The sequence below is a fragment of the Pseudomonas vranovensis genome (genome assembly GCF_040438935.1).
Classification (GTDB): domain Bacteria; phylum Pseudomonadota; class Gammaproteobacteria; order Pseudomonadales; family Pseudomonadaceae; genus Aquipseudomonas; species Aquipseudomonas vranovensis.
The window spans coordinates 431,909-450,505 of the sequence record NZ_CP159259.1; the positions used below are offsets into that span (position 1 = coordinate 431,909).

An 18,597-nucleotide genomic window follows, 5' to 3' on the forward strand; every position below is an offset into this window, starting at 1 on the left:
CGTCCGGTTGGCCGAATGCGGCGGGGAGTGGCATTCGGAAAACCGAATGCCACGCCTGTGGGAGTCCCACAGGTTCTGTGCGATCAGGCGGCGCGATGCAGTTCCAGGCGCTGCAGGTAGTCCCGCAGTGCCTGTTGTTCGCTTGCCGTGGTGAACAGCCCAAGCTTGGTACGGCGCCAGAGGATGTCGTCAGCGCTCACGGCCCATTCTTCGCTGCGCAGGTAATCCACCTCGCGAGTGAACAGCCCGCCGCCGATGGCATCGCCAAGGTCCTCGGGGCCTTGAACGCCTTCGAGCAGGCGCCATACGCGACTGCCGTAGGTCAGCGCCCAACGCTTGGCAATCTCGGCTGGCAGCCAGCCGCAGCGTGCCAGGATTGCATCGGCCAGCGCTTGTGGGGTAGTCATCGCTTCGCCACCCGGCAGCGGAGCGGTAGCGGTCCAGCTGCCACGCATCTGGGTGAAGAAGGGCGCCAGCTCGCTCATGGCCGATTCAGCCAGCTTGCGGTAGGTGGTCAACTTGCCACCGAACACCGACAGCAGCGGCGCTTCACCCGTGCTGGCAGAGAGCGCCAGGGTGTAGTCGCGGGTCACTGCCGACGGGTTGTCGGATTCGTCGTTGCACAGCGGTCGAACACCGGCATAGGTATGCAGGATGTCGGCGCGGCTGAGTGGGTGATTGAAGTGCGCATTGACCACCTTGAGCAGGTAATCGGTTTCTGCCTCGGTGATCGCCACTTTGGCCGGGTCACCGGTGTACTCACGGTCGGTGGTGCCGATCAGGGTGAAACGTTCCAGGTATGGAATGGCGAAGACGATCCGCTGGTCTTCGTTCTGCAGGATGTAGGCATGTTCGCCCTCGTAGAGCTTGGGCACGATCAGGTGGCTGCCCTGGATCAGACGAATGCCGTAGGGCGCATCGAGTTTGAGATCGTCCTGAATGAACTTGGCTACCCATGGGCCGGCCGCATTGACCAGCGCCCGGGCTTTGATCGAGTGCAGGCTGCCGTCGGCATTTTCCAACTGCACATGCCACACGCCATCGATCCGGCGTGCATTGACGCAACGAGTGCGGGTACGGATGTGCGCACCTTTCTCGCGGGCTGCCATGGCATTGAGCACCACGAGTCGGGCGTCATCAACGGCGCAATCGGCATACTCGAAACCGCGGGTGATAGCAGGCTTGAGCGGGTTGCCCGGGCCAAAGCGCAGGCTGCGCGAAGCGCCCAGTTGCTTGCGCTTGCCCAGGTTGTCATAGAGAAACAGGCCGGCGCGAATCATCCAGGCTGGACGCAGGTGCGGGCGATGTGGCAGCACGAAACGCATCGGCTTGACGATATGCGGTGCCTTGGCCAGCAGCACCTCACGTTCGGCCAGGGCTTCGCGTACCAGGCGGAACTCATAGTGCTCCAGGTAGCGCAGGCCGCCGTGGATCAGCTTGCTGCTGGCGGACGACGTGTGGCTGGCAAGGTCGTCCTTTTCGCAAAGGAACACCGACAGGCCGCGTCCGGCTGCATCGGCGGCAATGCCCACGCCATTGATGCCACCACCGATTACGGCGAGGTCATAGAGATCGGCAAGGGCAGGCGATGACTGACTGGGATGGGGCACGGGCGGCTTCCTTAAAACTTTCTAGCATCGAATTTGAACATTAATGTTCATTTGCGAAAATACTAGCGCAACAGAATGCTGGCTGCCAGTCGCTTTCCATAGAAAATACTGATCGGATGACAATTAAATGAAAAATAACGAACATTGCTGCTGCCGCCATTGCGGCGGCAGCGTTGAAGGGCTCAAACCACGTCCAGGCGGATCTTGTATTGGTTGAGCAATTGGGTGAGTGCAGGCACGGGAGCCTGGTCGGTCACCAGGCAGTCGATCAGGCTGATCGACCCCAGGCGTACCATGGCATTGCGGCCGAACTTGCTGGAGTCGGCGGCGAGGATGACCTGGCGGGCATTGGCGATGATCGCCTGGGAAACCCGGACTTCCTGGTAGTCAAAATCGAGCAGGCTGCCGTCCTCGTCGATACCACTGATGCCAACCAGGGCAAAGTCGACTTTGAACTGGTTGATGAAATCGACGCTGGCCTGGCCTACCACACCCCCGTCACGACGCACATTGCCACCTGCCAGTAGCACCTCGAAATCGTCCTTGGCACTGAGGATCGAGGCCACATGCAGGTTGTTGGTAATGATTTTCAGGTGATTGTGATTGAGCAGGGCGCGAGCAATGGACTCGGTGGTGGTACCGATGTTGATGAACAGCGAGGCGTGATCCGGGATCTGTGCAGCGATGGCTTCAGCAATACGTTGCTTTTCGTCGCGCATCTGATCGGCGCGCATGGCATAGGCGGTGTTTTCGATGCTGGAGTCATAGGCTGCGCCACCGTGATAGCGGCGTAGCAGGTTCACTTCGGCCAGTTGGTTGATATCACGGCGGATGGTTTGCGGGGTAACGACAAATAGCTGCGCCATTTCTTCGATACTGACGTAACCGCGTTCGCGGACCAGTTCGAGGATTTGTTGTTGGCGAGGGGGCAGGTTCATGGGCGGTCCTTTGGGGCAGCCGGGCAAATTGCGCCATGATGCCGCAGGATTTCGCTGACGACCAGCATCGCGGGGCAAGCCCGCTCCCACCAAGCGTGTGGGAGCGGGCTTGCCCCGCGATGCCGTTGTCGGTCAATCAGTCCTCGTGCGGCTCCCAGTCCCGGGTGCGGTCCACCGCCTTCAGCCAGCCGGCATACAGCTTCTCTTTCTGCGCTTCTTCGAGCTGCGGGGTGAACTCGCGCTCGATGATCGCTTTGCCGCGCAACTCGTCCAGGCCACTCCAGAAACCACAGGCAAGACCGGCCAGGTAGGCTGCACCCAGGGCGGTGGTTTCACGCATTTGCGGACGCTCGACACAGGTGCCGAGGATGTCGGCCTGGAACTGCATGAGGAAGTTGTTGGCGACCGCGCCACCATCCACGCGCAGTTCGCTCAGGCGCTGGCCGCAGTCCTGTTGCATGGCGTCGAGTACATCGCGGGTCTGGAAGGCAATCGACTCCAGGGCGGCGCGAATGATGTGGTCGACTTTCACGCCACGGGTCAGGCCGAACAGGGCGCCACGGGCGTAGGGGTCCCAGTAGGGCGCGCCTAGGCCGGTGAAGGCTGGTACCAGGTAAACGCCGTTGCTGTCTTTGACCTTGCTGGCGAAGTATTCGGTGTCGTGGGCGTCGTTGACGATCTTCAGTTCATCACGCAGCCATTGCACCGTGGATCCGCCATTGAACACCGCACCTTCCAGGGCATAGGCCACTTCACCGCGCGGGCCGCAGGCAATGGTGGTCAGCAGGCCGTGGGACGATTTCACCGCCTTGTCGCCGGTGTTCATCAGCAGGAAGCAACCGGTGCCATAAGTGTTCTTGGCCTGGCCCGGCTCTACGCACATCTGGCCGAATAAAGCGGCCTGCTGGTCGCCGGCAATACCTGCGATGGCAATGCCGCTCTTGGTGTGGCCATAGACCTCGGAGGAGCTGCGTACTTCTGGCAGCATCTGCCGAGGAATATCCAGCACCTGCAGCATCTTCTCATCCCATTCCAGGGTATGGATGTTGAAGAGCATGGTGCGCGAGGCGTTGGTGTAGTCGGTGACATGCACCTTGCCGCCGGAAAATTTCCAGATCAGCCAGCTGTCGACGGTGCCGAACAGCAGTTCGCCACGCTCGGCACGCTCACGGGCGCCCTCGACGTTGTCCAGCACCCACTTGAGCTTGGTGCCGGAGAAGTACGGGTCGGTGACCAGGCCCGTGGTTTCGCGGATGTAGTCCTGCAGGCCGTCGCGCTTGAGCTGCTCGCAGATCTCGGTGCTGCGTCGGCACTGCCAGACGATGGCGTTGTACACCGGGCGGCCGGTTTCCTTGTCCCAGACCACGGTGGTTTCACGTTGGTTGGTGATTCCGATGGCGGCCACCTGGTCATGGCTCAGGCCAGCCTGGGCCAGGGCCTCGACCATGGTCGCGCTCTGGGTGGCGAAGATTTCCATCGGGTCGTGTTCGACCCAGCCAGCTTGCGGGTAGTGCTGTGCGAATTCTCGCTGCGAGGTGCCCACCACGTTGGCATCGCGATCGAAAATGATGGCCCGCGAACTGGTCGTGCCCTGGTCCAGGGCAATGATGTAGTTCTTGTTCTGGCTGTCTGTCATAACGTTGGCCTTGCACTCAAATAAGGTAGATATCAGGGCAGGGCGAGCCTGGCTCGCCGGGGCGGCATCAGGATGCCTGGGTCTTGCCCTGAGGGTTGGCGTCGGTCTGGGCGGTCTCGCTCGGGGCAACCGGCAGGTTGCGAGCAATCACGCCGCGATACAGGGCGGCACCAAGGCTCGCTCCTATGATCGGCGCAAAGATCGGAATCAGGAAATAGGGAATGTCACGTCCGCCAGTAAAGGCGACTTCGCCCCATCCAGCGAGGAATGTCATCAGCTTGGGACCGAAATCCCGGGCCGGGTTCATGGCAAAGCCGGTCAGCGGGCCCATGGCGCTGCCGATCACCGCGATCAGCAGGCCGATCAGCAAGGGGGCCATGGCGCCGCGGGGCAGGCCGTTGTTGTCGTCGGTCAGGGCCATGATCACCGCCATCAGCACGGCGGTGATTATCATTTCGACCAGAAAGGCCTGGCCAGTGGACAGCGCCGGGTGCGGGTACGTCGAGAAAACGGAGGCAAGCTCCAGGCTGGCCTGGCTGCCACGGATCATTTCGTGGGCTTGTTCGTAATCGAAGAACAGGTTGCTATAGAGCGTATAGACCAGTGCGGCAGCGCAGAAGGCCCCGGCGATCTGGGCAACGATGTAGAAGGGCAGTTTGTGCTTCTCGAAACCGGCAAAAAGGCACAGTGCAATGCTCACCGCCGGGTTCAGGTGGGCGCCGGATACCCCGGCGGTCAGGTAGATCGCCATGCTCACGCCAACACCCCAGATGATGCTGATCTCCCACAGGCCAAAGCTGGCGCCGGCCACCTTGAGGGCAGCGACGCAACCGGTACCGAAGAAAATCAGCAGGGCGGTGCCGAGAAACTCGGCCATGCATTGGCTGGACAGCGTAGGTTGTCGTTGAGCAGTCGTCATTCGTTCCCTCGGTTCTTGTTGTTGTGAGACGCGGTGGGCGCTCGACAAAAACCCGACAGAAATCCCCATTTCGGTCGGGTCGGCTGCAGAAATGCACCTAATCGGGGCATGGCTATATTCAGAATCGAAAAAATATAGACAAGAAACGCTTATGTCAAAGGTCGAAAGTGAACAGGCATTCATAAACTGACTATTGGTCTTGCTGATGGTGTTGAAATGTCACCGGGTGCGTAACGCTCGTGCAGACATGACGCGGTGGCTGGGACACGGATTTTTGTCCTAAAGTAGCCAGCGAAACGGCATTCACTTTTTGTTTGGAGCTTTGCATGACCCCCGCCCTGGATCTGCTGAAAAAGGTTCGCGCTGAACATCGTATCCACAGCTACGAACACGACCCCAAAGCGGCCTCTTATGGTTTGGAGGCTGCCGAGAAGCTCGACCTTGAGCCTTCGCGGGTGTTCAAGACGCTGTTGGCCAGCAGTGAAAAGGGCGAGCTGCTGGTGGCCGTTGTGCCGGTGGTGGGTAGTCTTGATCTGAAGGGGCTTGCCCACGCGGCAGGCGTCAAGAAGTGCGAGATGGCCGATCCGGCGGCAGCCCAGCGTTCCACCGGCTATCTATTGGGCGGTATCAGTCCGCTGGGTCAGAAGAAACGCCTGCGTACCTTCATTGATCAATCTGCCGAAACGTTTGAAACCATTTTTGTCAGCGCTGGCCGGCGTGGGCTGGAAGTGGAGTTGTCTTCGAGGGTACTGGCTGAACACACCCAGGCGACATTTGCCGAGATCGCCCGCGCCTGACGTCCGTATGCTGACAATCCGAGTGGGTAGCCGCGGGGCGAGCCCGCTCCTGCGTTAGGAGCGGGCTCGCCCGCGAAGGCGTTGTCAAACCGCCGAGCTGTACCGGCGAACGCCGTTCTCGGGTACCGGCAACTGCGCCGCCACGCTACCTGGTACCGCAAACAGTACCAGGTGATCGGCCGCCACTTCGATACCGACCTCTGCCCCGACCTGGTGGTCGATATGGCTCGCGAAAATCGCCTCGAGTTGGCTGCCGGTGGACAGTTGCAGGCGATACAAGGTGGAGGCGCCGAGGAAGCTCTTGCCCACGATCAGCGCCTTAAGGGCACTGTGCGGGGCATGAATGATGTCGTCCGGGCGCAGCAGCACGTCCACCGCACTCCCCGGGGTAAAGGTGTAGGCGCGGTTGCCTCGCAGTTCGCCCAACTCGGTACGTACCGATTCCGGGCTGGTCAGTTGGCCGCGAATGAAATAACCCTGGCCGATGAAGCTGGCCACGAAGGGGGTCAGCGGCTCGTGATAGAGGTTGTAGGGGGTGTCCCACTGCTCCAGGCGACCTTCTTTGAAGACGCCGACGTGATCGCTGACGGCAAAGGCCTCTTCCTGGTCGTGAGTGACCAGAATGGCGCTGGTGCCGCGGCTCTTGAGAATGTCGCGAACCTCGTGGCTCAGGCGTCTGCGCAGCTCTACGTCGAGATTGGAGAAGGGCTCGTCGAGCAGCAGCAATTGCGGCTCGGGCGCCAGGGCTCGGGCCAGGGCAACGCGTTGTTGCTGGCCTCCGGAAAGCTCATGGGGGTAGCGTTTGCCAAGGCCGCCGAGCTTTACCAGCTCAAGCATTTCTGCAACCACCTGCTGCTGTTGCGGGTGCTTGCCGATACCGAAGGCAATATTCTCCGCCACCGTCAGGTGTGGAAACAGTGCGTAGTCCTGGAACACCATGCCGATACGGCGCTTCTCCGGTGCCAGGGTGAACCCGGCCTTGGAGATGACTTCGCCCGCCAGCTGGATTTCGCCTTCGTGTACAGGCTCGAAACCCGCGATAGCACGCAGGGTGGTGGTCTTGCCGCAGCCCGAGGAACCCAGCAGGCAACCGATGTCGCCTGCGTTGAGGTGCAGGTTGAGGTTCTGGACGATGCGCGCCTCGCCATAGCCGCAGGCGAGGTTGCGCAGGTTAAGCAGTAAAGGCTGACTCATGCGTGGTGATAGGCCGGTTCAACAAGAAATTCGAGAAGCGCCTTCTGTGCATGCAAGCGGTTTTCGGCCTGGTCCCAGGCGACCGAACGCGGGTCGTCGAGCAGGTCCAGGCTGATCTCCTCGCCGCGGTGTGCGGGCAGGCAGTGCATGAACAGGGCATCGGGTGCTGCCAGGTCGAGCAGTTCGCGGGTTACCTGGTAAGGCGCGAACAAGGCCAGACGCCGTGCAGTTTCCTCTTCCTGGCCCATGGAAGTCCAGACATCGGTGCTCACCAGGTGGGCACCCTGCACGGCATCCTTGGGCTCGCGGAAGATCTGCACGCGGTCACCGGCCTTGGCCACGAATTCCGGATTGGGCTCGTACTCGGCCGGGCAGGCGATGCGCAACTGGAAGTCGAACTGGAGGGCAGCTTCTATATAGCTGTTGCACATGTTGTTGCCGTCGCCGATCCAGGCCACTGTCTTGCCCTGGATCGAGCCGCGGTGTTCAAGGAAGGTCTGCATGTCGGCCAGCAGCTGGCAGGGGTGCAGATCATCGGACAGGCCGTTTATCACCGGTACACGGGAGTTGGCGGCGAATTCGGTCAGGGTGCTGTGGGCAAAGGTGCGGATCATCACCGCGTCGAGCATGCGCGACATGACGATGGCGCAGTCGCCGATCGGCTCGCCACGGCCCAGCTGGGTGTCGCGCGGGGACAGGAAGATGGCCTGGCCACCGAGCTGGATCATGCCTGCCTCGAACGACAGCCGGGTGCGGGTCGAGGACTTCTCGAAAATCATGCCCAGCACGCGGTTCTTCAGGGGCTCGAACAGTACGCCGCGGTTACGCAGGTCCTTCAGCTCGATGCCTCGACGGATCACACTCAGCAGTTCGTCGGGAGTGAAATCCATCAGGGAGAGAAAGTGCCTAGCGCTCATGTTTGACTACCTTTTGCAACAGACCGCAGATCAACAGTGCCGGTTTTCAGAAACAACGGAAGTGACCTGCGGCGAAAGCCGCACGGGGCGACGAATTAGGGGGAGACGCAATACTATAATTAAATGTCGCGTCATACCAAGTGGGGCGTTCACCGGCTGTAGCGCAGCCAGTGCCGTAACCCATTGGGCGGCTGATTTTTTTATTACTGCGTAAGGGTTTTACACTGCCCGCTGGCGCCTTTGCAAACACCCGAGCTAATCGCTGCGCCTGATGGTGCGAGATTCACGGGGCAAAACTCGCTGGTGGTCACCGCACCCCAGGCTCATAGTCAGGCGCATCACCAGACACCCGAAAGAGGTGCTCATGAACAAGACCGTGCATCACCGTGCCTGCCACCTGTGCGAAGCCATTTGTGGCCTGACCATCGAAATCACCCACGAAGCGGACACCGGGCCGCGGATCAGTTCGATCAAGGGTGACCCTCTGGACAGCTTCAGCCGAGGCCATATCTGCCCCAAGGCTGTGGCCCTTCAAGACATCCAGAACGACCCTGATCGCCTGCATGCGCCGCACAAGCGCGTGGGCGAAAGTTGGCAGGCGATCAGTTGGGACGAAGCGTTCGAACTCGCGGCGCACAAGCTCTGGGCCATCCAGCAGGCCCACGGGCAGAATGCCGTGGCGGTGTACCAGGGCAACCCCAGCGTGCACAACTATGGGCTGATGACCCACAGCAACTACTTCCTCGGCTTGCTCAAGACCCGCAATCGGTTTTCGGCGACTTCGGTCGACCAGTTGCCGCATCACCTGACCAGCTACCTGATGTATGGCCATGGGCTGTTGTTGCCGATCCCGGACATTGACCATACCGATTTCATGCTGATCCTGGGCGGCAACCCGCTGGCGTCCAATGGCAGCATCATGACCGTGCCAGACGTCGAGAAGCGCTTGAAAGCCATCCAGGCCCGTGGCGGCAAACTGGTGGTGGTCGACCCGCGTCGCAGTGAAACCGCGGCCGTGGCCGACCAGCATGTGTTCATCCGGCCTGGTGGCGATGCGGCATTGCTGTGCGGGCTGCTCAATACCGTGTTCAGTGAAGGCCTGGAGCGTCCGACGGTGCTGCCGGTCGACGGGCTAGATGAAGTGCGCCAGGCGATTGCACCCTTCACGGCCGAAGCAATGGCGCCATTGTGTGGGGTCGATGCTGCAGTCATCCGCCAACTGGCCCGGGACTTTGCCGCCGCCGACAAGGCAGTCTGCTATGGGCGCATGGGCATTTCGACCCAGGCCTTCGGCACGCTCTGCCACTGGCTGGTGCAACTGATCAACCTGGTCAGTGGCAACCTGGACCGGGTCGGCGGCGCCTTGTGTACACAACCTGCGGTCGACTTGGTGGCCAGCACGAGTGGCGGGCACTTCAATGCCTGGCAGAGCCGGGTTTCCGGTTTGCCGGAATACGGTGGCGAACTGCCGGTGGCGGCACTGGCCGAAGAGATGCTGTGCGAGGGTGAGGGACAGGTTCGCGCCTTGGTGACAGTCGCTGGCAATCCGGTGCTGTCCACTCCCAACGGCCGGCAGTTGGAGCGTGCCCTTGACGGACTTGAGTTCATGCTCAGTATTGACCTCTACATCAACGAAACCACCCGTTACGCAGATTTGATCCTGCCATCCACCTCGGCACTGGAGAACGATCACTACGACACCACGTTCAACCTTTTTGCCGTGCGCAATGTCAGTCGCTTCAATCGGGCGATCCTGCCCAAACCTGAAGGTGCGTTGCACGACTGGGAAATCTTTGTCGGTCTGGCCAAGGCGTTCGCCAGGCTCAGCGACAAGCCTTTGAAGCCCACTTTGCCACCCGCGCAGATGATCGACTTCGGCTTGCGAGGCGGGCGCTATGGTGAAGGCACACCGTTCAATCTGTCGGTCGACACGCTTGACCAGCACCCTCACGGCATTGATCTGGGGCCGCTGCAGCCTAACCTGGCGACGCGCTTGAAAACGGCCAGCCAGCGCATCCAGGCGGCGCCGCCGGAGATTCTCATCGACCTGCAACGCTTTGCCGGCTTGCCACCGGCGCCGTCGGAGCAACTGCTATTGATTGGTCGCCGACATGTACGCAGCAACAACTCCTGGATGCACAACTATCACCGCCTGGTGAAAGGCAAGCCGCGCCATCAGTTGCTCATGAATCCCGAGGACCTGAATACCCGACAGTTGCAGGATGGACAGCGGGTCCGAGTCAGTTCACGGGTCGGCAGCATCGAGGTCGAGGTGCAGGCCTGCGCAGACATGATGCCTGGGGTGGTAAGCCTGCCTCATGGTTTTGGCCATGCCCGTGCCGGCGTGCGCATGGAGATTGCACAGCATCAGCCGGGCGCCAGCGCCAACGACCTGACAGACGAGCGTCAACTCGATGCCGTGTCGGGTAATGCGGCGCTCAATGGCGTGCCGGTGCAAGTGGTTGCGGCCTGATATCGGCAAGGCCGAGCGTCATGCTTGGCTTTCCGATACAATGCGTCACCGTGCCGACAACCAGGTCGGAAAGTTCAGCCGCGAGGTGCTTCATGGATATCATCGAAACAATCAAAGAGCAGATTGCCAACAACACCATTCTGCTTTACATGAAAGGCTCGCCGAATGCCCCGCAGTGCGGTTTTTCGGCCAAGGCGGCGCAAGCCGTGATGGGTTGTGGCGAGAAATTCGCTTACGTGGATATCCTGCAGAATCCGGAAATCCGCGCCAACCTGCCAAAGTATGCCAACTGGCCGACCTTCCCACAGCTGTGGGTTGCCGGTGAACTGGTCGGCGGTTCCGACATCATGGCCGAGATGTTTGCCAACGGCGAACTGCAGACCCTGATCAAGGAAGCTGCAGCCAAGGCTGAGGTGGCCAAGGCCTGAGTACAGGTTTGGTAAAAAAAAGCCCCGCATTGCGGGGCTTTTTTTATGGGATGGTTTATTCGCCCATCTGCGACTGCAGGTAGTTTTCCAGGCCGACCTTGTCAATCAGGCTCAACTGGGTTTCCAGCCAGTCGATGTGCTCTTCCTCGGACTCGAGGATGTCTTCGAGCATTTCACGGCTGCCGAAGTCGCCAACGGTTTCACAGTGGGCGATGGCGGCCTTGAGGTCCACCAGGCCTTTTTGCTCGATCTTCAGGTCGCACTCGAGCATTTCCTTGGTGTGTTCACCAATCAGCAGCTTGCCCAGGTCCTGGACGTTGGGAATGCCTTCGAGAAACAGAATGCGCTTGATCAGTTTGTCAGCGTGCTTCATTTCGTCGATGGATTCTTTGTATTCGTGCTTGCCGAGCTTCTCCAGACCCCAGTCTTCATACATGCGGGCATGCAGGAAGTATTGGTTGATTGCGACCAGCTCGTTTCCGAGGATCTTGTTGAGATGCTGGATGACGCTAACGTCGCCTTTCATGATGGGGTCCTGCCCTGTAAGTGTGCCTATAAGCAGGAGTTTGAGCTTCGCAACTTCGGCTGTCAAACCTAAGTTATTGAATAATAAGTGAAAATTAATCGGAATAAGAATGTTTGTGTTCCGCGTTTTAACCCTAACTTGTTGAATTAAAGGCATAAAAAAACCGGACGCTGGGTCCGGTTCTTCAAATGGGCTGTTTTTACGCGGCGGTAAATTCCACAGGGTAGGGCAGTGCGGCCTGGCTGACCTGCAATTCGGTCAAGGTTTCACGCACTACCTGCTTGGCCAGGCAGGCGCATTTGCCGCACTGGCTCGCCACATTCGTAGCGGCTCTGACGTCCTTGTAGCTGCAGCATCCTTCATAGATCGCATCGCGGATCTGTCCGTCGGTTACACCAACACAAAGACACACATACATAGGGCAGACCATCACTGGTAAAGGCTCAATGCGAAGAAGCTTAATGTTAATGAGAATGCTTGTCAAAGCTCATTCGGAACGAGACGTGCCAGGGCGACCGACGGCAGGATTCGAATCAGGTTGCCTGAAATTCGGCGTGCAGCGCCTGGCCGTGTATCATGGCCGGTCTTTGCGTGGTCAGGTCGGCTGGAGCTTGCCTGGCAACGTGTTTCAAACCATCAGGAGATATCGAATGAGCGTACTCGTTGGCAAACAAGCCCCGGACTTCACCGTTCCAGCCGTGCTGGGCAATGGCGAAATCGTCGACAGCTTCAACCTGGCTTCGGCCATCAAGGGCAAGTACGGCCTGGTGTTCTTCTACCCACTGGACTTCACCTTCGTCTGCCCGTCCGAGCTGATCGCTCTGGATCACCGCATGTCCGAGTTCCGCGACCGCAACGTTGAAGTGATCGCCGTGTCGATCGACTCGCACTTCACCCACAACGCCTGGCGCAACACCCCGATCAATGCCGGTGGCATCGGTCAGGTCCAGTACATCATGGCTGCCGACATGAAGCACGAAATCGCCAAGGCCTACGACGTAGAGTCCGAAGGCGGCGTCGCTTTCCGTGGCGCGTTCCTGATCGACGACAAGGGTGTCGTTCGTTCGCAGATCATCAACGACCTGCCGCTGGGCCGTAACATGGACGAGCTGCTGCGTCTGGTCGACGCCCTGCAATTCCACGAAGAGCACGGCGAAGTCTGCCCTGCCAACTGGAAGAAAGGCGACAAGGGCATGACCGCTTCGCCTGAAGGCGTTGCTGCATACCTGAGCGAGAACGCTGGCAAGCTGTAATAGCGAGCCACAAAAAAACCGGCCTCAATGGCCGGTTTTTTTTGTGCCGCGAGGAGTGGGCTTCAGTCGTTGAAGTCTTGCCAGCCGCCCATTTCCTTCCAGCGATTGACGATGCCGCAGAATAGCTCGGCGGTCTTCTCGGTGTCGTAGCGCGCCGAGTGGGCTTCACGCCCGTCGAAATCGATGTCGGCGCTCTGGCACGCACGGGCCAGTACGGTCTGGCCGTAGGCGAGGCCGGCGAGGGTCGCGGTGTCGAAGCTCGAGAACGGATGAAACGGGTTGCGTTTCATGTCGTTGCGCGCCACGGCAGCATTGAGGAAGCCCAGGTCGAAGCTGCTGTTGTGCCCGACCAGGATCGCCCGCTTGCAGCCATTGGCCTTCAGCGCCTTGCGCACGCCACGGAAGATGTCGGTCAGGGCCGACTCTTCGCTCACGGCCATGCGCAACGGATGATCGAGCTTGATACCGGTGAACTCCAGCGCCGCCTGCTCGATATTTGCCCCTTCAAACGGTTCGACGCGGAAGAAGTAGGTGTGCTCCGGGAACAGGAATCCTTTCTCGTCCATGCCGATGGTCACGGCGGCGATTTCCAGCAGGGCATCGGTGGCGCTGTTGAAGCCACCGGTCTCCACATCGATTACTACCGGCAGGTAACCGCGAAAACGTTCCGCCATTGGGTGACGGGGGCCACCACTTGGACCGTCCTGGTCATCGTACAGATCTTCACTCACGCAGTTTCCTCCAGCAGGCGCCAGCGCAGTTGCTCACCGGCGCGCAGCGGGATAACGGTTTGCTCGCCGAACGGCAAGCTGCTTGGGGCGGTCCAGCTTTCGCGAACCAGGGTAATGGTGTCGGTGTTGCGCGCCAGGCCGTAGAAGTCGGGGCCATGCTTGCTGGCAAAGCCTTCGAGCTTGTCGAGGGCGTTGCGTTGCTCGAACGCTTCGGCGTACAGCTCGATCGCCGCATAGGCGGTGTAGCAGCCGGCGCAACCGCAGGCCGCTTCCTTGGCGTGACGGGCGTGCGGTGCCGAGTCGGTGCCCAGGAAGAACTTGCTGCTGCCGCTGGTGGCGGCGTCCAGCAAGGCCACCTGGTGGGTGTTGCGCTTGAGGATCGGCAGGCAGTAGAAGTGCGGGCGAATACCGCCAACCAGCATGTGGTTGCGGTTGTACAGCAGGTGCTGGGCCGTGATGGTCGCGCCAACATTGACCGGGGCCTCGTTGACGAACTGTACGGCATCGCTGGTGGTGATGTGTTCGAACACCACTTTCAAGGTCGGGAATCGCTCGACGATACGGCGCATGTGTTCGTCGATGAACAGTTTCTCGCGGTCGAATACGTCGACCTCGCCGCGGGTCACTTCACCGTGTACCAGCAGTGGCATGCCGACCTCGGCCATGGCCTCGAGTGCGGCGAAAATGTTATCGACATTGGTGACACCGGAGTCGGAGTTGGTGGTCGCACCGGCCGGGTAGAGCTTGGCGGCATGCACGAAACCGCTGGCCTTGGCCGCGCGGATTTCCTCGGGCTGGGTACGGTCGGTGAGGTACAGCACCATCAGCGGCTCGAAGCGGCTGCCGGCCGGACGGGCGGCGAGGATGCGCTCGCGATAGGCGCCGGCTTCGGCGGCATTGCGTACCGGTGGTACCAGGTTGGGCATGATGATTGCGCGGGCAAAGGTGCGCGCAACGTCGCCGACGGTATGGGGCAGCACGGCGCCATCGCGAAGATGGATGTGCCAGTCATCGGGACGCAGGAGGGTCAGGCGGTCGGACATTGGGGATTCCAGGCGGGTCGAACTCAAGCTGAATGCTACCGGAAAAGCCGGGTTCGAGCACTTTCTATCAAGTTTTGCCGCACCTGACCGATAGCCTGCAGGTATACCGTGAAAATCTGTGGAGCCTCCCGTGCGCCAGCGTTATCTTGCCTTGCTCAGTGTGTTTGCCTGCTTGCCCGCGACGGCACTCACGTTCCAGACCCGTCTGGAGAATATCGAGTGGAAGGTCGAAGGCGATCAGTTCGAGTGCCGGCTGGTCCAGCCGATTGCCGATTTCGGCAGTGGTGAATTCGTGCGCCGTGCCGGCGAGCAGGCCACGTTTCAATTGCGTTCGAGCACCAACGCACTGGGCAGCGGCTCCGCGACCCTGTTTGCAGCCGCCGCGCCCTGGCAGCCAGGTCGTGCGGATATCAACCTGGGGGCGGTGCGCATGGCCCGCAGCGGCGTGCTCTTCATCAGCTCCCAGGGCCAGGCCAGTCGCCTGATCAACGGCTTGCTCGACGGACGCAGTACCGTGGTGCGCAATTATGCAGGTGAAGCCGGTCGGGCAATAGAAGTGCGCCTGTTGCCGGTGAAATTCAGCAAGGCATACGGCGACTATCAGGTGTGCGCCGCCAAGCTGCTACCCATGAATTTCGATCAGGTGCGCCAGGCGCGTGTCGGTTTTCCCGGTGGTGGCATTGACCTGGACGTCGATGCCAAGGCCCGTCTGGACGTAATCCTGGACTTTATCAAGGCCGACCCTACGGTCAACCATATCGAACTCGACGGTCACTCGGACAACAGTGGCAATCGCCTGACCAATCGCGACCTCTCAAGGCGCCGGGCGCTGGCAGTCATGGAGTACTTCAAGGCTCATGGTATTGCTGAAGACCAAATGACCGTTCGCTTTCATGGCGAACGCTACCCACTGGCCAAGAACAATTCCTCGGCCAATCGGGCGCGTAACCGTCGGGTCAACATCCAGCTGGACCGTGTGGCGCCCGTGGAAAAGCCGATGGAAAATGCATCCGAGACGCCTGCGGCAACCCAGGCGCCGGCAGTCCAGGCCGAAACCACCAAGCCCTCGGTCAAGTCCTGAGCTGCGACCGTCCGTCGCGCTCTCGACAGTTCCTGTCGCTTTGTCGTCACAAGCTGTCGCCCCACTGTAAATTTTGCCGCAAGGCCGGTAGAATCGACGGCTTTCCGTACAACCCCGTGGAGTGATGGCATGGCGGACGTAAAAAAGGTCGTACTGGCGTATTCCGGCGGCCTTGATACTTCGGTGATTCTCAAGTGGCTGCAGGATACCTACAACTGTGAAGTGGTGACTTTCACCGCTGACCTGGGTCAGGGCGAAGAGGTCGAACCGGCCCGCGCCAAGGCTCAGGCCATGGGCGTGAAGGAAATCTACATCGATGACCTGCGCGAAGAGTTCGTCCGAGACTTCGTGTTCCCGATGTTCCGCGCCAACACCGTCTATGAAGGCGAGTACCTGCTGGGTACTTCCATCGCCCGTCCGCTGATCGCCAAGCGCCTGATTGAAATCGCCAACGAAACCGGCGCCGACGCCATTTCCCATGGCGCCACCGGCAAGGGCAACGACCAGGTGCGTTTCGAACTGGGTGCCTATGCGCTCAAGCCAGGGGTCAAGGTCATTGCTCCATGGCGCGAGTGGGACCTGCTGTCCCGCGAGAAGCTCATGGACTATGCCGAGAAGCACGGCATCCCGATCGAGCGCCACGGCAAGAAGAAGTCGCCGTACTCGATGGACGCCAACCTGCTGCACATCTCCTATGAAGGCGGCGTGCTGGAGGATACCTGGACCGAGCACGAAGAAGACATGTGGCGCTGGACCAAGTCGCCAGAAACCGCGCCAGACGTTCCAACCTACCTGGAACTGACCTACCGCAACGGTGACATCGTCGCCCTGGACGGCGTCGAGATGACTCCGGCCACCGTACTGGCTACCTTGAACCGCATCGGCGGCGAGAACGGTATCGGTCGCCTGGACATCGTCGAGAACCGTTATGTCGGCATGAAGTCCCGTGGTTGCTACGAAACCCCGGGCGGCACCATCATGCTGCGCGCCCACCGGGCGATCGAGTCGATCACCCTGGACCGCGAAGTGGCTCACCTCAAGGATGAGCTGATGGTCAAGTACGCCAGCCTGATCTACACCGGCTACTGGTGGAGCCCGGAGCGTCTGATGCTGCAGCAGATGATCGACGCCTCGCAGGTCAACGTGAACGGCGTGGTTCGTCTGAAGCTGTACAAGGGCAATGTGATCGTTACCGGTCGCAAGTCCGATGACTCGTTGTTCGACGCCAACATCGCCACCTTCGAAGAAGATGGCGGCGCTTACAACCAGGCCGACGCAGCGGGCTTCATCAAGCTCAACGCCCTGCGCATGCGTATTGCCGCCAACAAGGGCCGCTCGTTGATCTGAACGACGCCTTGATCCAAAAGAACCCCGGCCTGGTCCGGGGTTTTTTATTGGCTGATCACTTGGGACACCAAGGTGATTTGAGTACCGGCTTCCAGATTGCAGATTATCCAGGTGTCGCAAGGCCCTCCGGGCTCACGCAGCGCCTGGGCAACAAAGGCGTCGAGCCTTTGCTGGGCGCCTGCACCCTTCAAGCTGATGGTGACCGTAGTTGCTGGTATTTCATTGCGTTCGGCCGGTTCCGGGGCGTGCTTGGCAGGGTTTTCAACAATGTCTGTATTTTTCTTCACGGGTTGTGACTTGACGGCAGAGGGATCTTCCGGGTCCGCCAGTGGCGGAGTCGATGTGGCTGTCTCAAGCAGGTCTGGCGAACACAGGGATTTGTAATTGAAGTTCAGGGTAAGAAAGAACAGCACGGTGAGGAAGAAAGGAAAGCCGACTAGAAACCATGTATAGATTCCCTGGCTGTCCTCCCCCAGGAACGGTAGTGAGGCCAGCGCAGACGCCTCAATAATGCCCGCGAAAATCGCGATGATCGTCAACGGGCTACGCGGCTCGCTTCTGCTCATGGCCTTTGCTCCCTTCGACTGAGTCAAGTTCAAGGTTATGTACTATGGGCAGTGCGCGCCGGGTAGGGGGTTGCGTTTCTGTCAGGGGAAATGATTGTGCTTTAAAGGGAGTCTGCAGGTTGTTAACTGTTTGTGTTTGGTATTTATCAAACGTGTGAAGTTGATTTTTCCTGCGCCGGCTATCGCGTTGTTGATGGGGTGCTTATATATAGTGCTGCTACCTTGTTGTGTGGTTTAGAGATTTATCTCTACTGGCGCGGGCGGCTCTACTCTGGTGCCGTGTGTGGTAGTTACATCTGTAGGAATTGTCTGCCGCATTTGTAGGTTGTGTCTTTGTATGCATTTATCTGTTATTAGCGTAATACAGTTTGTCCTGTAACTAGGCTATTGTGCGGGGACAAAATATCGAACAGCAAACAATTGGATTTGCCCATGAATAAAGTGCTGATCGTGGATGATCACCCTGTCATTCGCCTGGCTGTACGCATGTTGATGGAGCGACATGGCTATGAGGTCATCGCGGAGACAGACAATGGTGTAGATGCGCTGCAACTGGCGCGCGAGCATGGCCCGGATATCGTCATTCTGGATATCGGCATTCCCAAGCTCGATGGTCTTGAGGTCATCGCCCGGCTCAACTCCACCTGTCCAGGGGTCAAGGTTCTCGTACTGACGTCGCAAGCTCCCGGGCATTTCTCAATGCGCTGCATGCAGGCCGGCGCTGCCGGCTATGTTTGCAAGCAGCAGGACCTGACGGAACTGCTCAGTGCCATCAAGGCGGTGCTGTCCGGCTACAGCTATTTTCCGAACCAGGCGCTGCATTCTGTACGTTCCAACCTGGGCGGGGCGACCGAGGCCGACATGGTAGAGCGACTGTCAGGGCGAGAGATGATGGTGTTGCAGCAATTGGCCCGTGGTAAAACCAACAAGGAAATTGCCGACGGCATGTTCTTGAGCAACAAAACGGTCAGTACCTACAAGACCCGGCTGCTACTCAAGCTCAATGCGCGGTCACTGGTAGACCTGATCGAGCTGGCTCAACGCAACGGTCTGGTCTGACGCTCCAGGAACGACAAAGCCTCCTTGCGGAGGCTTTTGTGTTTGAGCGGGTACTGAATGCTCGAGTGTCCGGGTGAGT

The 18,597-nt window shown here is 59.7% G+C and carries 18 protein-coding genes; 7 read left to right on the forward strand and 11 right to left on the reverse strand.

Going from position 1 to position 18,597, the window contains the following annotated elements:
• Nucleotides 1-83: 83 nt before the first annotated feature.
• From glpD to ABVN19_RS02010, 4 genes are all read right to left on the reverse strand, one after another.
• The gene (gene glpD / locus ABVN19_RS01995) at nt 84-1,610 is read right to left on the reverse strand and encodes a glycerol-3-phosphate dehydrogenase (protein ID WP_105642219.1); all 1,527 of its coding nucleotides are present in this window, start codon (nt 1,608-1,610) and stop codon (nt 84-86) included.
• A 182-nt stretch (nt 1,611-1,792) separates the two neighbouring features.
• Nucleotides 1,793-2,548, reverse strand: a complete 756-nt coding sequence (locus tag ABVN19_RS02000) for a DeoR/GlpR family transcriptional regulator (RefSeq protein ID WP_028943470.1) — start codon at nt 2,546-2,548, stop codon at nt 1,793-1,795.
• A gap of 136 nt (nt 2,549-2,684) precedes the next feature.
• On the reverse strand, nt 2,685-4,184 hold the full coding sequence (glpK, locus tag ABVN19_RS02005) for a glycerol kinase GlpK (RefSeq protein ID WP_105642218.1): 1,500 nt from the start codon (nt 4,182-4,184) through the stop codon (nt 2,685-2,687).
• A gap of 67 nt (nt 4,185-4,251) precedes the next feature.
• On the reverse strand, nt 4,252-5,103 hold the full coding sequence (locus tag ABVN19_RS02010; protein WP_028943472.1) for an MIP/aquaporin family protein: 852 nt from the start codon (nt 5,101-5,103) through the stop codon (nt 4,252-4,254).
• Between the two features lie 326 nt (nt 5,104-5,429).
• On the opposite strand from ABVN19_RS02010, the gene ybaK reads away from it, so the two are divergent.
• Nucleotides 5,430-5,900, forward strand: a complete 471-nt coding sequence (ybaK, locus tag ABVN19_RS02015) for a Cys-tRNA(Pro) deacylase (protein ID WP_028943473.1) — start codon at nt 5,430-5,432, stop codon at nt 5,898-5,900.
• A gap of 84 nt (nt 5,901-5,984) precedes the next feature.
• Here ybaK and ABVN19_RS02020 read toward each other — a convergent pair whose 3' ends face one another.
• Together ABVN19_RS02020 and argF are read right to left on the reverse strand one after the other, a co-directional pair.
• Entirely contained in the window at nt 5,985-7,094 is a 1,110-nt protein-coding gene (locus tag ABVN19_RS02020) for an ABC transporter ATP-binding protein (RefSeq protein WP_028943474.1), read from the reverse strand.
• A complete protein-coding gene (gene argF / locus ABVN19_RS02025) occupies nt 7,091-8,011 on the reverse strand; it encodes an ornithine carbamoyltransferase (RefSeq protein WP_028943475.1) in 921 nt (306 codons plus the stop codon). The genes ABVN19_RS02020 and argF overlap by 4 nt, the downstream gene beginning before the upstream one ends.
• A gap of 364 nt (nt 8,012-8,375) precedes the next feature.
• Between argF and ABVN19_RS02030 the strand changes: the two genes are divergently transcribed.
• A complete protein-coding gene (locus ABVN19_RS02030) occupies nt 8,376-10,484 on the forward strand; it encodes a molybdopterin oxidoreductase family protein (protein ID WP_105642217.1) in 2,109 nt (702 codons plus the stop codon).
• Between the two features lie 92 nt (nt 10,485-10,576).
• Complete coding sequence (gene grxD / locus ABVN19_RS02035) at nt 10,577-10,912, forward strand: Grx4 family monothiol glutaredoxin (protein ID WP_105642216.1); 336 nt, start codon at nt 10,577-10,579, stop codon at nt 10,910-10,912.
• 55 nt (nt 10,913-10,967) lie between these two features.
• Here grxD and bfr read toward each other — a convergent pair whose 3' ends face one another.
• On the reverse strand, nt 10,968-11,438 hold the full coding sequence (gene bfr, locus ABVN19_RS02040) for a bacterioferritin (protein ID WP_028943478.1): 471 nt from the start codon (nt 11,436-11,438) through the stop codon (nt 10,968-10,970).
• A 199-nt stretch (nt 11,439-11,637) separates the two neighbouring features.
• A complete protein-coding gene (locus ABVN19_RS02045; protein ID WP_028943479.1) occupies nt 11,638-11,856 on the reverse strand; it encodes a bacterioferritin-associated ferredoxin in 219 nt (72 codons plus the stop codon).
• A gap of 232 nt (nt 11,857-12,088) precedes the next feature.
• On the opposite strand from ABVN19_RS02045, the gene ABVN19_RS02050 reads away from it, so the two are divergent.
• Nucleotides 12,089-12,691 carry a peroxiredoxin gene (locus tag ABVN19_RS02050; RefSeq protein WP_028943480.1) on the forward strand — a complete coding sequence of 201 codons (603 nt, stop codon included), beginning with the start codon at nt 12,089-12,091 and terminating at the stop codon, nt 12,689-12,691.
• A 62-nt stretch (nt 12,692-12,753) separates the two neighbouring features.
• Here ABVN19_RS02050 and rnt read toward each other — a convergent pair whose 3' ends face one another.
• Both rnt and pyrC read right to left on the reverse strand, forming a co-directional pair.
• Nucleotides 12,754-13,422 carry a ribonuclease T gene (gene rnt / locus ABVN19_RS02055; protein WP_028943481.1) on the reverse strand — a complete coding sequence of 223 codons (669 nt, stop codon included), beginning with the start codon at nt 13,420-13,422 and terminating at the stop codon, nt 12,754-12,756.
• A complete protein-coding gene (pyrC, locus tag ABVN19_RS02060) occupies nt 13,419-14,465 on the reverse strand; it encodes a dihydroorotase (protein ID WP_105642215.1) in 1,047 nt (348 codons plus the stop codon). The genes rnt and pyrC overlap by 4 nt, the downstream gene beginning before the upstream one ends.
• Nucleotides 14,466-14,595: 130 nt before the next feature.
• Here pyrC and ABVN19_RS02065 point away from each other — a divergent pair, with 130 nt between their 5' ends.
• Both ABVN19_RS02065 and ABVN19_RS02070 read left to right on the forward strand, forming a co-directional pair.
• Nucleotides 14,596-15,546: an OmpA family protein gene (locus ABVN19_RS02065; protein WP_036989697.1), complete on the forward strand. Its 951-nt coding sequence runs from the start codon at nt 14,596-14,598 to the stop codon at nt 15,544-15,546.
• Between the two features lie 129 nt (nt 15,547-15,675).
• Nucleotides 15,676-16,893: an argininosuccinate synthase gene (locus ABVN19_RS02070; protein ID WP_028943483.1), complete on the forward strand. Its 1,218-nt coding sequence runs from the start codon at nt 15,676-15,678 to the stop codon at nt 16,891-16,893.
• Between the two features lie 44 nt (nt 16,894-16,937).
• Here the strand turns inward: ABVN19_RS02070 and ABVN19_RS02075 are convergent, their stop codons facing one another.
• Nucleotides 16,938-17,459, reverse strand: coding sequence for a hypothetical protein (locus tag ABVN19_RS02075; RefSeq protein WP_105642214.1), 522 nt, complete (start codon nt 17,457-17,459; stop codon nt 16,938-16,940).
• Nucleotides 17,460-17,891: 432 nt separating this feature from the next.
• Between ABVN19_RS02075 and ABVN19_RS02080 the strand changes: the two genes are divergently transcribed.
• Nucleotides 17,892-18,518 (forward strand): response regulator transcription factor, encoded by a 627-nt coding sequence (locus ABVN19_RS02080; RefSeq protein ID WP_028943485.1) that lies wholly within the window; start codon nt 17,892-17,894, stop codon nt 18,516-18,518.
• Nucleotides 18,519-18,597: the final 79 nt, after the last annotated feature.